The sequence below is a fragment of the Luteibacter jiangsuensis genome (assembly GCF_011742555.1).
GTDB classification, from domain to species: Bacteria; Pseudomonadota; Gammaproteobacteria; order Xanthomonadales; family Rhodanobacteraceae; genus Luteibacter; species Luteibacter jiangsuensis.
On record NZ_JAAQQR010000002.1, the window covers coordinates 570,425 to 583,122 of the forward strand.

19 protein-coding genes and 1 tRNA gene are annotated in these 12,698 nt (G+C 63.9%); 4 read left to right on the forward strand and 16 right to left on the reverse strand.

The features are described 5' to 3' along the window. Window positions 1–29 precede the first annotated feature (29 nt). Complete coding sequence (locus HBF26_RS06250) at window positions 30–977, forward strand: MASE1 domain-containing protein (RefSeq protein WP_167124142.1); 948 nt, start codon at window positions 30–32, stop codon at window positions 975–977. 39 nt (window positions 978–1,016) lie between these two features. Here the strand turns inward: HBF26_RS06250 and HBF26_RS06255 are convergent, their stop codons facing one another. The 10 genes from HBF26_RS06255 to HBF26_RS06300 all read right to left on the reverse strand — a co-directional run bounded on the left by HBF26_RS06255 (window position 1,017) and on the right by HBF26_RS06300 (window position 6,011). Beyond that, window positions 1,017–1,454: a hypothetical protein gene (locus HBF26_RS06255; protein ID WP_167124144.1), complete on the reverse strand. Its 438-nt coding sequence runs from the start codon at window positions 1,452–1,454 to the stop codon at window positions 1,017–1,019. 173 nt (window positions 1,455–1,627) lie between these two features. After that, complete coding sequence (locus tag HBF26_RS06260) at window positions 1,628–1,924, reverse strand: hypothetical protein (protein ID WP_167124146.1); 297 nt, start codon at window positions 1,922–1,924, stop codon at window positions 1,628–1,630. After that, window positions 1,921–2,247 (reverse strand): hypothetical protein, encoded by a 327-nt coding sequence (locus HBF26_RS06265; RefSeq protein WP_167124148.1) that lies wholly within the window; start codon window positions 2,245–2,247, stop codon window positions 1,921–1,923. The genes HBF26_RS06260 and HBF26_RS06265 overlap by 4 nt, the downstream gene beginning before the upstream one ends. An 11-nt stretch (window positions 2,248–2,258) precedes the next feature. After that, on the reverse strand, window positions 2,259–2,651 hold the full coding sequence (locus HBF26_RS06270; RefSeq protein WP_167124150.1) for a hypothetical protein: 393 nt from the start codon (window positions 2,649–2,651) through the stop codon (window positions 2,259–2,261). Next, window positions 2,648–2,992 carry a hypothetical protein gene (locus HBF26_RS06275; protein ID WP_167124152.1) on the reverse strand — a complete coding sequence of 115 codons (345 nt, stop codon included), beginning with the start codon at window positions 2,990–2,992 and terminating at the stop codon, window positions 2,648–2,650. The genes HBF26_RS06270 and HBF26_RS06275 overlap by 4 nt, the downstream gene beginning before the upstream one ends. Window positions 2,993–3,014: 22 nt before the next feature. After that, the gene (locus tag HBF26_RS06280; RefSeq protein WP_167124154.1) at window positions 3,015–3,275 is read right to left on the reverse strand and encodes a hypothetical protein; all 261 of its coding nucleotides are present in this window, start codon (window positions 3,273–3,275) and stop codon (window positions 3,015–3,017) included. A gap of 107 nt (window positions 3,276–3,382) precedes the next feature. Further along, window positions 3,383–3,994: a DUF2589 domain-containing protein gene (locus HBF26_RS06285; protein ID WP_167124156.1), complete on the reverse strand. Its 612-nt coding sequence runs from the start codon at window positions 3,992–3,994 to the stop codon at window positions 3,383–3,385. A gap of 72 nt (window positions 3,995–4,066) precedes the next feature. After that, the gene (locus HBF26_RS06290) at window positions 4,067–4,600 is read right to left on the reverse strand and encodes a DUF2589 domain-containing protein (protein WP_167124158.1); all 534 of its coding nucleotides are present in this window, start codon (window positions 4,598–4,600) and stop codon (window positions 4,067–4,069) included. Between the two features lie 7 nt (window positions 4,601–4,607). Further along, window positions 4,608–5,156, reverse strand: coding sequence for a glycoside hydrolase family 108 protein (locus HBF26_RS06295; RefSeq protein WP_167124160.1), 549 nt, complete (start codon window positions 5,154–5,156; stop codon window positions 4,608–4,610). Window positions 5,157–5,282: 126 nt separating this feature from the next. Continuing rightward, window positions 5,283–6,011, reverse strand: coding sequence for a response regulator (locus tag HBF26_RS06300; protein WP_167124162.1), 729 nt, complete (start codon window positions 6,009–6,011; stop codon window positions 5,283–5,285). Between the two features lie 75 nt (window positions 6,012–6,086). Between HBF26_RS06300 and HBF26_RS06305 the strand changes: the two genes are divergently transcribed. Continuing rightward, a complete protein-coding gene (locus tag HBF26_RS06305; protein ID WP_167124164.1) occupies window positions 6,087–6,707 on the forward strand; it encodes a winged helix-turn-helix domain-containing protein in 621 nt (206 codons plus the stop codon). 47 nt (window positions 6,708–6,754) lie between these two features. Here HBF26_RS06305 and HBF26_RS06310 read toward each other — a convergent pair whose 3' ends face one another. Next, window positions 6,755–7,999, reverse strand: coding sequence for an acyltransferase family protein (locus HBF26_RS06310; protein ID WP_167124166.1), 1,245 nt, complete (start codon window positions 7,997–7,999; stop codon window positions 6,755–6,757). Between the two features lie 159 nt (window positions 8,000–8,158). Between HBF26_RS06310 and HBF26_RS06315 the strand changes: the two genes are divergently transcribed. Further along, window positions 8,159–9,064, forward strand: coding sequence for a LytTR family DNA-binding domain-containing protein (locus HBF26_RS06315; protein ID WP_240151224.1), 906 nt, complete (start codon window positions 8,159–8,161; stop codon window positions 9,062–9,064). A gap of 83 nt (window positions 9,065–9,147) precedes the next feature. On the opposite strand, the gene HBF26_RS06320 is transcribed toward HBF26_RS06315, so the two are convergent. The 3 genes from HBF26_RS06320 to rplM form a co-directional block, all read right to left on the reverse strand. Further along, window positions 9,148–9,221 (reverse strand) — tRNA-Gln (locus tag HBF26_RS06320). 81 nt (window positions 9,222–9,302) lie between these two features. Then, the gene (gene rpsI, locus HBF26_RS06325) at window positions 9,303–9,695 is read right to left on the reverse strand and encodes a 30S ribosomal protein S9 (RefSeq protein WP_144916175.1); all 393 of its coding nucleotides are present in this window, start codon (window positions 9,693–9,695) and stop codon (window positions 9,303–9,305) included. Window positions 9,696–9,704: 9 nt separating this feature from the next. After that, the gene (rplM, locus tag HBF26_RS06330) at window positions 9,705–10,133 is read right to left on the reverse strand and encodes a 50S ribosomal protein L13 (RefSeq protein WP_166699779.1); all 429 of its coding nucleotides are present in this window, start codon (window positions 10,131–10,133) and stop codon (window positions 9,705–9,707) included. 264 nt (window positions 10,134–10,397) lie between these two features. Between rplM and coq7 the strand changes: the two genes are divergently transcribed. Continuing rightward, on the forward strand, window positions 10,398–11,039 hold the full coding sequence (gene coq7 / locus HBF26_RS06335; protein ID WP_167124168.1) for a 2-polyprenyl-3-methyl-6-methoxy-1,4-benzoquinone monooxygenase: 642 nt from the start codon (window positions 10,398–10,400) through the stop codon (window positions 11,037–11,039). A gap of 1 nt (window position 11,040) precedes the next feature. Here the strand turns inward: coq7 and HBF26_RS06340 are convergent, their stop codons facing one another. Then, complete coding sequence (locus HBF26_RS06340; RefSeq protein WP_167124170.1) at window positions 11,041–11,727, reverse strand: extensin-like domain-containing protein; 687 nt, start codon at window positions 11,725–11,727, stop codon at window positions 11,041–11,043. A gap of 166 nt (window positions 11,728–11,893) precedes the next feature. Then, window positions 11,894–12,679, reverse strand: a complete 786-nt coding sequence (gene speD / locus HBF26_RS06345; RefSeq protein ID WP_036109987.1) for an adenosylmethionine decarboxylase — start codon at window positions 12,677–12,679, stop codon at window positions 11,894–11,896. Window positions 12,680–12,698 lie beyond the last annotated feature (19 nt).

Here is a 12,698-nt window from a genome sequence, read left to right on the forward strand (position 1 = left end):
TCAGGACGAACGTCGGAGGGGCTACAAACGTGGGCAGAACGAACAGGGATCCGTTGGTCTGGGGACGCTATCTCGCGGTCGCGGGCGCATATGCCGCCTGCTATGAGCTGACGCGTTACTTTTCATTCTCCCATTGGATGTTGCCCGCTGGCCTCAGGCTGGCCTGCCTCCTCCTCGTGCCCAGGCGATTCTGGCCGGCGCTCGCCATAGGCGAAGCCCTTCCCGTCGCTGAAATGGCCTTCCTGCATATTTCCGTGTTCGGCGTGGCCTGGGCGTTGGCCGCGTCGATTCCACCGATCGTATTTTGCATGCCCATCGTCGCGTTCATGCGTAACCGTGCGGGGCTTGTATCAGACGATGGGCAGATCAATATGAGCCTGATCGTTTTTGTCACTCTCCTGTGTGCGGCGGCCACCGCGACCGAGAATTCGCTGGTGCTGACGACCATAGTGATGAGCGATGGGGCGCCTGGCCCCGCCGTGACGGTACCGATCTTCCTGGTCTGGTTCCTTGGCGCCTACCTTGGCGCGCTCGCACTGGTTCCCACGATCCTCGGTCTCCGCGAACGCCTGGCCGCGCAGCCGCGTGGCATGTTCACGTGGCACGCCGTCAGGCGGAGTCCGCTGTTTCGCGACACGCTTTTCATCGCCGTACCATTGCTTGCGCTGTTGACGGCTCTCACCTCGTTTACCAGCGACGGCGCGCTGCAATGCGCCCGCGTCGCCATGGGCCTGCCAGTCATCGCGATGTCGTTGCGACACGGCTGGCACGGCGGGTCCGTCAGCTCACTGCTTGCGAGCATCGCCATCGCCTCGACCGCTTTCACGTTGAAGGATCCCGCGATGATTCAGGCGCAGGCCATCCTGGCCTTCATCATCACGACGTCGCTGCTGTTCGGCGTTCGGGTGGCCCGGCGGCAGGCAGCACAGCATGTCCTCGCTACCCAGGAATTCCCCATGCACGGACGCCGCCGCTGAGGAGCCTGTCTCTCCTCAACGAGCGGTGCCCTGGTGAAATTACCGACCTGTGCACTCGACAGGGTCGTTCTTGCAGTCGGCAGGAACGGCCATGAGGCGTGCGGTGCCGTCCGGTTGCGGCGCGACGAACACCATCACCGTCCCGTCGTCGTAGACCGGTTCGACCGCGGTACTGACAGGCGCCGGCAACCGCTCGTCCGGCGTGGCGAGCGAATCGGTACCGATAGGAAGGCCGGTCAACCTGTAGGGCGTACGGGCAAAGGCACCACGAACGGCGCCGCTGGCATCATTCACCTGGATGTATCGCGTGCCGCTGCGCTCGAACACGTACACGTGATAGCGCGGACTTGTGCTCACGTCGGTGGCATTGGGCCATGATTGGCCCAGACCGGACATGGCGGTTTGCGCGTGAGCGGCACCGATACCGAGAGCGACTGCGACAAACGAAGCAAGCAGGGTGCGGGTTGTATTACGCATGGTAGGGTTCCTCGTGGTTGGTGAACGCAGTCTGCGCTCGGACGGCGTCAGATCATGCGACCCGGCCGTCATGGCTAGACGATCGGGACAAGACCACTTTCCCGCAGGAATCCTGCCAATGCGGTGGCGGGTGCCGAATACGCGCATAGATCGTCACGCAGGCCCCCACGGGGCTACCCCGGAGGGCTTGCCGCCCTGCCCGGGCGCAGCGACGAAAATGCCCACCGGCCGAGCAGAATCGACGATCCCAGGTTCAACATGGTCTCGGGAGGCCAGGTGATCGGATGATCGGGATGAAACTGCTCGAACGCCGACCACAGCGCGACGACGTTCACGAACGCACCGCACATGATCAACCCGAAACACATGCGGACCACGCGCGTCTTCGAATGATCCGTGACCAGCCAGAGCGCGCTCAGAACGATGAGGCAGCATGCGCCGAGGTTCAAGAACAAGAGCGTGTGTATCACTTTCCCACTCCCTTTGTCAGGCGACCCAGGAGCCGCTTTGCCACGATTTCTCCGTAGTCGGCGAGGATCTTCTGCCCGAGCACGGTGAGGTTGAGGCCGAAGCATCCGACGAGGAACGATACCGCCGCCTGTACGTCGAGATCGGTGTCTGTCATGTAGCGTTTCTCTATCAATGGCGCCAGGAAAACCGCGATGAGGGTTCCGCAGACCACCCTGACGACCGCCCGGCCCTGTGACTTATCGGTGTACATAGCCACCGGCATGATCGCTCCGGCGACGGAGGCCAATAAGAGCCACAGGTCCGCGATGGCTGCCTTGTCCATGGGCATGCTCCTCACTGGTCGGTGCCGCGCTCCAGCACACCCCACCAGGGGACGAGATGGCGACGAAAGTTCAGATGCAGCGAGTCCGTCGACGAGGGAGTCACCATCAGCTCGCCGGGATACAATCGGTCGCAGAACACGCCACCGTTCTGCGACACGTGGAATCGATACACCGACGTGCCGTTTTCCACATCGAGAAAGTTGGCATTGATGGTGCAGTTGGCCGGCTCGCCGAAGCGGAGCTGTACGGTTTCCGCATTCACGAACGCCGTAACGCGCGTGCGCTTGCCGTTGTCCGACTTCATCACTCCGACCCACGAAGACGCCTGCGCCGCGGTGGAATCGAACGAAGCAGCGACGACGCCCGCGAACACCAGGACATACTTTGCCAAAGACACGCTCATGTTGTTTCTCCTTCCTTGTTTGAAAGGGGCAGTCCGGCCACAGCGGTAACGGACGTCCCGTGGTTTCCATTCACGTACACACGTGGCTCCCATGCGTCGGCGCGACGGCAGACGATGCGAACACAGTGCACGACCCTGCGGTCCAGCCAGGGAAAGCGCGGCCTCCCCATCTTCAGGCGCATGTCCGTGCTCTTCCGGCGTTCGTTCCAATACGGGCTCATCCTGCATTGGAACTCGACGGCGATCTCGGCAAATGCGGCACGATGCCAGCCCTTCTTCTCTCGCAGTTTCGCCACCGCTTTCAACGCCATGGCATGCACCGAGTCGACCACCTCGCTCATGAGGGTTTGCCCGTCGCCCCCTTCACGCATCGGCGATCCATCCTGGCTTCCGCGGAAACCCGATGTGGTAGGACAGCCACTGCAACACCACCTGGTGCTCGCCGATCTGCAGGATGGTGAAACTTTTCTCCAGGCCGATGATCTTGCCCTTGGGCGACTCGGTAAGGCATCGATTAAGGAGCGCCCTGGCCTGCTCGACCTGAGCCTCGGTACTCATCTGGGCCGGATCGTTGCTTCCCACCACGATCCGCTTTACGTATTTCACCTCGGTAAGGTCGAACATGTCGTCTCCTTTCGTGGCCGGCCGCGGCATCCATGCCGTCACGGCCGGCCCTTTGTCACGGCATGGACGTCACGTGGCGCGGAGCCCCGCCCATGCCGGTCCATTCCTTACGGCACCACGGCGGGTGTCGGCGGATCGATCTGCCTTACCCGCGGCTCGCAGGCGGTCTGCAGAATGTCCATGACACGTGCGAGGCCTTCGGGCATGCCCTTGTCCTCGGCCTTCAGGTTCACCGTATAGCGCGCTGAATTGTCGGAGGTTCGTGTGTTCTCCGAGTGCGACGTGACCGATCCCGACACCTTGGCGCTCATGGAGAACGGACCGATTTTCAGACCGGTGTTGACCTCGTACTCCATGGCGGAGTCTTTCGATGTCTTTTCGGCGAAGGAGGACTTCACCTCCATGTCGAAGGTGATGTCTACCGTGGACACCCCAAGGTTCGGCACCTTCACGATGGCCAACAGCGGCACCGCCATCGAAACCTCTTCCTCGCCGGCGGTCCCGTCCGGGTTGATCACCGGGCGCTTGAAGTTGAAGTCGGCGGTACGCGTCTCGGAACCGCCACCCTCCTTCTCCACGAAGCCGACGGTCCTGATGAAATCGGCCGTCGACTGCGCAAGCTTCACCTGGGCATCGCACGCCGCGCCGAGCGGCGCGCCGATCAGGTCGCCCATGGGCAAACCCTGGAACTGCTGGGACATGTTGACCAGTCCGGTCATGGCGTAGCTCCTTTACTTGTTACTGGATACACGGGGTGCACCACGCTCCCCGCGGTTCGGCACGGCGAGCGATCACTCGTCGGTCCTGAACGTACGGAACACACCTTGCGTCTGTGCCAGATGGTTCATGAGTCGTGCCGCCCCCTCGCTGGGTTCGGCGGCCTCCACCCGGAGCACCACGTGCACCGCTCCGGACTTTCCCTTGCCCGATTTCACCGAGGTGTCTACCTGCAACACCCGCGACTTTCCCTCGCGCCTTCGGCCCCATGGCCTGGGTTTCGTTGCAGGGGCGTCCTCTTCCGTCGAATCCGGAATTTCCTCCAGGAGACCACTGAGGTCCGCATCGAAACTGATTTCCACATCCTTGATGCGGAGAAAGTTCGTCGATACCAGGGGAAGCAACGGCGCGCGATAGAGATCCTCGTGCTCTTCCGTCGCGTCCGGATGCATGGACGGCATGCGTATGACAATGCTTTTCGGTCGATTGTCTTCGTCGAAGTACTCGCCGAGGTAGGCAAGCTGGCGCTTCTCCACGCGTTCTTGCGCATCGATGACGGCGCCTGCCATGGCCTCGATCAAACCGGGGAGGGGTGTCTGTGTAGGCATCTATCGCTTACCTGCGGGAAACGGGTGGATCGAACGAATCGACGCGACGAAGCCACCCTTTCAGAAACCGCGCGAGCGGCGGCCGGCGCGCAACCAGGTCCCGGTAGTAGTCGCGCCGTCCGTTCTGAAATAGCACGTGCACATTCTTGGGATCCGCCGTGCGCAGCGCGCCGAGCGTCGCGTTGCCGATGCGCCCGTCGACGCGAAGCCTCGGCTCTGCACCCAGCAGGTTCAACACTCGCTGCAACAGACGGGCGGAGCTGGCCCCGGCATTCACCTGGAAATCGCAAACGATGTTCGCGATGTGCTGCGAATGTATTTCGTCACCTCGAATGGCATCCCAATACAGGGCCTTGTAGATCGTCGCGGCCTGCATCTCGGTGAGCTGGCGCAATGCTTCCGGAGTCGGTTCGATACCGAGCAAGTCCTTCGCGCACGACCTGAACGTCGCCATGGTAATGCCGCGATTCGTGGCGCCACCCGGGTCGACCGGGTCGTTGACGTACCCGCCTTCATGCTTGAACAGGATGGGTGCGAAACGATGAAAATCTGCCATGGATGTCCCTCTCTTTCGTGCCGCTGCGATGCCTCGCCGTGGCCCACACTTTGCGAAATCCCGATCGAACCCGGTATCGGGCGCCGCCCGATTCGTACATAACCTCGCGGCGGATACCTACGTCGCCTAGTCGTCGATACGGACTAGTCCCGCGCGAATCGCGTAGCGCGTGAGATGGGCAATGCTGCGCGCACCGATCTTTTCCATCACGTGCTCGCGATGGGTACCGACCGTCTTCATGCTCAGGTTGAGGCGGCTCGCAATGTCGCGCGTACCCAGACCCTCGGCGTAGAGCCTCGCCACCTCGCGTTCGCGCGCGGTCAGCGCGGGGACGTCGGCCGCCGACGTATCGTGACGCCCCCTGAATCCTTCGACGAGCACGTGTGCGATGTCGGGACTGACGTAACATCCGCTTCGGAACACCCGATCGATCGCTTCCAGCAGCGCAGCAAAGCCGCTGCGCTTGGCAACGTATCCGTGGACGCCGGCATCGAACGCCTCTCGCACCGAGCGAGCATCGTCGCGCGAGGAAAGGCATAGCAATCGCGTTCGCGGCTTCTGTGCCCCTATCCGCCGCACTGCTTCCGCGCCGTTCAGTCCGCTCATCGCGTTGTCGAAGATGAGGAGGTCGGGCTCCTCGCGCAGTACGTGCCGTACGCACTCGCGGCCATCGCCGGTGCTGCCGGTAACGCGAATCGTTTCCTTCGCATGCAGCAGGGCCGCAAGCCCTTCCCTCGCGATGGTGTGCTCGTCTCCGATCGCCACCCGCAGCAGGCCGCCCGGACCGGACCCTGCCGGTAGTGACGGCGATGGAATGTTGGTGGACATATGGTTCCCGGACTTCTTATCTGGCATATAGGCACTCCCTTGTGAGCGCGCCAAGCCTCGTCGAGAAGACGTGCGATTGTCCTTTCGGAAACCTTACGGTTCATGTTTTTTTTGAGAAGCCAGGAGAATGGCGCCGCTTTCGAGCGTGGCGTCGCGATGGAGCAACGCAGGATGTTCACCCCCGCTTTCATGCTCGGCCATTGGTTCGTCTACCCACGGCACGGGTTCATCGAGAACGAAGAGAAGCGCGTCTTTCTCGAGCCTAAACTTCTCGATGTATTGGTTCTCCTCGCCGAAAATGCCGATGACGTGGTGAGCATGGATCTGCTGCTGGAGCGGTGCTGGCCGCGCGGCATCTACGGTGACAACCCGGTGCACAAGGCGATCGCGATGCTTCGCAAGGCCCTCGGCGACGATGCGAAGTCGCCTCGCTACATCGCCACTGTGCGCAAGCGCGGGTATCGCCTCGTGGCCGCTGTTGCGCTCGAGACGACCTCGCATGGCGAGCCACCCGGGTTGCCGCAGCGGCCCTTCCCTGCCGCCCTGTCGACCATGCTCGATCGCCGGGCGACGGACGCTTCCAGACACGCATCGGTCGCGCTGGAAATGAACGCACTTTGCGAACGTTCTCATCGCGTACCGCAGGAGAGGCCACCCGGGAACCCCCGCGAACGACCGCCAATGAGATTTCTCTACAGGTCCTTCAGTGGCTCTTTCAGGTAGTGGCCGTCCTGCGCTTCGACACGCATCGTGGTATCTGGCATGCGGCGTTATCTACGCTCGCCCACGGGAGGGCATGGCGTGCGCGATGCCTTTGCCGCATGGTCTCCTGTCTCGATCTTCCGGAGCGCCTTCAATCCAAACAGCGGCCGGATGAACCCGACGCGGCGGATCACGAACTCGTGCAGCACGTAGCACCCGGTGATCGTCCCGGCCAGCACCAGGGCGGGCTCCAGCCAGGGGCCAAGCGCCATCGGCTTCAGACAGAACACCAACAGGATGATCAGGCTCTGGTGCAGCATGTACCAGGGGTACACCGCTTCCGTGCAGTACGGCAGCCACGGGAACGGACGGTCGAGGACCACCTTGCCCCAGCCGAGGATCGCCAGCAGAGCGGTCCAGAGGTACAGCGATTGCGCGGCCTGCGAAAGCACGGTCCAGAATGGTTCCGGCACGCGGTACACCCACGAGTCGCTCGCGACCAGCTGGCCGGTCAGCCGAAGCCCGAGATAGAGTGCGATCGATGCCAGCGCGACGGCGAGGGTGGCCTTGCGCAGTGCCGCGACGCGTGACCAGAACCCGGCCTCGCGGGCCAGCAGGTAGCCACCGAGGAAGATCGAGGCGTACTTCGCATGCTGGTACCAGTCATCGGCGTAGGCATTGGTGCCGGGGAATGTCGGCGCGAGGTACAGGATGTAGAAGAGCAGCAGTGCCGTCGGCGCCCCAATCAGCAGCCAGGCCGGTGCCCGGCAGAAGGCGGCGACTGCGGCATGGACGCGGCCATGGCCGAGGAACGGCATCAGCACGACGAGGCCAAGCGTGTAGGTCCACAGGTAAGGCAGGTACCACAGGTGGTTCCAGGTGATCCCGAACTGCCAACCCGTGAAGCTGTCCTTCGGCCACGGGTGCACGTGCCAGTAGCTCAGCAGGAAATGGAGGAAACCGGGGGTGAGGTGGCCGCTCGCGACGCCTTCGCAGTACGGTTGGATGGGAACCACGACGAACATGCCGAAGATGAGCGGCAGCATCAGCCGCCAGGTCCGCTCCCGCGCGAAGCGGAGCAGGCGGCCCTCGGGGGCCGCCAGGGCGATCGCCGCACCCGAGATCAGGAACAGCAGGCACATCCGCCAGCGGTTCACGAAGATCATCGGCCACTGCAACCAGTCGGCGGTGTAGGCACTTTTGATGTGGAAGTCCCAGTCCCCGACGTAGGCCATGGCCGTGTGATAGAGGATGAGGAGAGCGAAAGCGAACACGCGGAGCGCGTCGATGTCGTGGCGGCGGGTGCGGATCATGGCGAGGCGTCCTTGTTTTGAACCGGAGCCAGAATCGGCGTCGGACAAGGCCTGGGACCAGCGCGAGGGGCCGGTTGGACCGGTTTTGGGGACGAATGGAGGGCGGGATGGGATGAACCCGCGAGGATCGCCGCCCACGACGACGCTATGATCCCGGCCATGGATCCCTCGCCCACACCACCCGGCCGCGAACTCGACCGGGCCCACCGTCGCCGCCGCATCCTGATGATCGCCTTCTGGGTGTTCACCTTCGTCGTCGCGGCCACCGGCAATACGCTGACCACCCGGATCGACGTGCAGCGCAACGGCCTCGTCTACCCCACGTGGCAGATCGCGACCAACGAATTCACCAGCATCTTCATCTCCCTGCTGATGCTGCCGCTTCTCCTCCGCGCCTGTGATCGCTGGCCGCTCCATGCCGATACCTGGCGCCGGCGCCTGCCGCTCTATGTCCTTGGCAGCGTGGCCTGGTCCGCCGTCCACATCGTCGGCATGGACCTGCTTCGCTGGCTCTTCTACGGCATGCGGGGTTCGCATTACGAGCCGGGGTCGTGGGCCGTGCAGGCGGTCTACGAGTACCTGAAGGATGTACGGACCTTCTTCCTCATCGTCGCCGTCTGCCACACGGTCGAGTGGTTCGGCCGACGCTCCCAGGGTGAAGCGAGCCTTCTCGATGCGCCCGATGAAGGCCCGGCGATCGAGTCGGTGGAGCGTCCGGAGCGATTCCTCGTCCGCAAGCTCGGCCGCGACTTCCTCGTCGCGACGGCGGACATCGAGTGGGCCCAGTCGGCAGGCAACTACGTGAACCTTCGGGTGCGGGGCCGCGATTACCCGCTGCGCAGCACGCTGGCGGCGCTGGAGACGAAGCTCGATCCCGCGGTGTTCGTGCGCGCCCACCGCAGCTATCTGGTGCAGATCGGCCAGGTCACGTCGATCGAGCCGCTCGATGCGGGAGATGCACGCCTGCACATGGCAGACGGTACCGTCCTGCCGTGCAGCCGCCGTTACAGGGACAGCCTTCGCGCGGCCGCGGCGGGTGTCGAACCTGCCCTGGCGCGGGCATGATGGACCGCAGGCCCTGACGGACATCCGCCTACCGATCGGCTGAAAAGACAAAAGCCCCCGATTTCTCGGAGGCTTTTGGGGTTTGGCTGGGAGACTAGGATTCGAACCTAGATAAACGGAGTCAGAGTCCGTTGTCCTACCGTTAGACGATCTCCCAATAAACCGGGCTTTGGCGCGCTCTGACCTTGAAGCACCAAAGTTTGAAGCACTGCCCCGAAGGGCCGCCCCACAAAGGGGTTTAGCGCTTCGAGAACTGCGTTGCGCGGCGGGCCTTGTGGAGACCGACCTTCTTGCGCTCGACTTCGCGGGCGTCGCGGGTCATGAAGCCGGCCTTGCGCAGCGGCGACTTCAGCGCTTCGTCGTATTCGACGAGGGCGCGGGCGATGCCGAGGCGGATGGCGCCGGCCTGGCCCGTGATGCCGCCACCGGCAACGGTGACCATGATATCGAACTTCTCGCTGTTGTCGGTCAGCTCGAGCGGCTGGCGGACGATCATGCGCGAGGTTTCACGACCGAAGAACTGGTCGAGCGGCTTGCCGTTGACAACGATGCCACCGGTGCCCTTGCGGAGGAACACGCGGGCGGCGGAGGTCTTGCGGCGGCCGGTACCGTAATTCTGCTGGGTAGCCATGTCGATTCCTTAGATTTCCAGCGCCTGCGGCTGCTGTGCGGTATGCGGGTGCTCGGCGCCGCCGTACACCTTGAGCTTGCGGTACATGGCGCGACCCAGCGGGTTCTTCGGCAGCATGCCCTTCACGGCGATCTCGATCACGCGCTCCGGATGCGTGGCGAGCAGGTCCTTCAGACTGGTGGTCTTCAGGTTGCCGACGTAGCCGGTGAAGCGGTGGTACATCTTGTCGTCCAGCTTTGCACCGGTGACCGCCACCTTGCCGGCGTTGATCACGACGATGTAGTCGCCGGTATCGACGTGCGGGGTGAACTCGGGCTTGTGCTTACCGCGGAGACGGCGCGCGACCTCGGTCGACAGACGACCCAGGGTCTTGTTCGTGGCGTCGATCACGAACCAATCGCGCTTGACGCTCTCCGGCTTGGCGCTGAACGTTTTCATTTCGAAAATACCTGGTTTGCCGCCGAGGACGGCGGAACACGGAATCGGTGAAAGCAAAGGCGCGAGAGAATAGCGGACTTTTCCCTCATCGCGCAAGCCCACGGTGTCGGTGAGCTTCGGGCCGACAATCATAGCATGACGACCGGGAATCTTCACAAGCCCGTCGCATTCGGGGCGGGGCGCGGCAACGAGCCGCAGCGCCTTCACCCGGCGGGCGACGCGGCGCATTGTAACGTGTGTCGTCCCCCAACGCAGGAGTCCGTGATGTCCGTTCGCACCCTGAGCCCCCTGGATCGCCTGCTCGAAGGCCTGGAACGGGCCATGGAAGCGGTCGCAGGCTCCCCGGAAGCCCACCGCCGCTCGCCGGGCGATGCCCTCCCCGATGCCGACCTGACCGAGGCGGAACGGCGGCACGCGGCAGGACTGATGCGGATCAACCACGTGGGCGAAGTCTGCGCCCAGGCCCTCTACGTGGGTCAGGCGGCGCTGGCCCGCAACGAAGAAACGCGCCGGCACCTGATGCACGCCGCGCAGGAGGAAACCGACCACCTGGCCTGGTGCGCAGAACGCCTCAAGCAACTGGACAGCCGCCCCAGCCTGCTGAATCCCTTGTGGTACGCAGGCAGCTATGCCATCGGCGTGGCCGCGGCCGCCGTCGGCGACCCGGTGAGTCTGGGATTCGTGGTGGAGACCGAACGCCAGGTGGAAGCGCACCTGGCCGACCATCTGGAACGGCTGCCGGCACAGGACGCGCGCTCCCGCGCCATCCTCACCCAGATGCAGACCGACGAAATCCGACATGCCGAAGCGGCCCAGGCACGCGGCGGCATCGACCTTCCCTGGCCCATCCCGGGCCTCATGCATGCCGCTTCGGCGGTGATGAAGGCGGTGGCGTACCGGTTCTAGGCTAGCGGCAGAAACCGAAGCCGCGCCCCTGCATGTGGAAGTGGGTGCGGTGGGCGGCGTTGTAGTCGGGGCCCAGGATGGCGCCGAAGTAGCGGCATCCCTCCGCCTCCAGGCCATGGAGGAAATCCGCCTCGGTCCTGGCGTCCCACCCTTTTTCCACGGTGATGTGCCGCCCGTCGGCCAGCCGCCACCCGGTGACGTCGATGGCGTCGGCCAGGGCATGCCGGCTGAGCGGCGCCTGGTCCCGGTGGTAGACGTTCCTGCAGCTGTAGCTTCCCACGTGGTCCACGATGCGGACCGGCGAGCCAAAGGCCGCCTCGGCGCGGGGCTGGAGCACGTGGCGGTGGAATAGAACCATCGACGCCGCGAGCGGACAGGTAAGCGTGGCGGGAGAAGCGAGCCGCGCCGGGCCGATGGCCGAGAGCCGCACGGCGTCGGTCCAGCCGCAACCGTTCGGCTCCTTGCGGTCCGCCACGGGCGTGAAGACGGCCCCGGCCTCCCCGATCGCCGCCTTGCACATGGCCGGGTCGTCGCCCAGCCTGCCGAGCTTGAAGCGCAGGAACATGTCCGGTTCCGCCGCGAGGTCCAGGCGCGCCCACGGGTTGTAGCGGTCGGGCGGGCGCCAGCCCCGCGACCAGACGAGCGCGGCCAGGGCCAGCAGGAGAATGAACAGCAGCAAGGGACGCATGAAACGACGCTAGCGGACTGTACGTGAAGCCCTCTTGTGGGAGCCGCTTCAGCGGCGACGGCGGTCCGCTGTGACCTGGCCCGCTGCCGCGGGATCGCCGCTGAAGCGGCTCCCACAACGGCGTCGCCCGCCAAGAAAAAGCCCCGCCTTTTCGCGGGGCTTCTCGTCACATCAGGTTGCGGCCGTGGAAGAGTTCCTCGATCTCGCGCCGGAGCAGCGATTCGATGCGCTGGCGCTCCTTGAACGAGAGGTCGTCGGCCTGGGCCTCGAACAGGTAGGTGTCGAGGTCGAAATCCTTGATGTGCATCTTCGTGTGGAAGATGTTTTCCTGGTACACGTTCACGTCGAACATTTCGTACTTCTGGCGAATGTGCTTGGCCAGGTAGTCCTGCACGGAATTGATCTTGTGGTCGATGAAGTGCTTCTTGCCCTTCACGTCGCGGGTGAAACCGCGCACGCGGTAGTCGGCGATGACGATGTCGGACTCGAAGCTGTCGATGAGGTAGTTCAGGGCCTTCAGCGGCGAGATGACGCCGCAGGTGGCCACGTCGATGTCGGCGCGGAACGTGGCGATGCCGTTGTGCGGGTGCGTTTCCGGATAGGTATGGACGGTGATGTGGCTCTTGTCCATGTGCGCCACGACGGCGCCGGAGATGGTATCGCGGCCGAGCTTCTCCACCACCGGCTCCTCGGAAATGAGGATGGTGACGGACGCGCCCTGCGGATCGTAGTCCTGGCGCGCGATGTTCAGGATGTTCGCACCGATGATCTCCGCCACGTCCGTGAGGATCTGGGTGAGGCGGTCGGCATCGTACTGTTCGTCGATGTACTCGATGTAGTTCTGCCGCTGCTGTTCGGAAACGGCATAGCAGATATCGTAGATGTTGAAGCTCAGCGCCTTGGTAAGGTTATTGAAACCCTGCAGGCGAAGGCGGGGAAGCGGTTTGACCACAGCGACTCTCCGAGGCCGG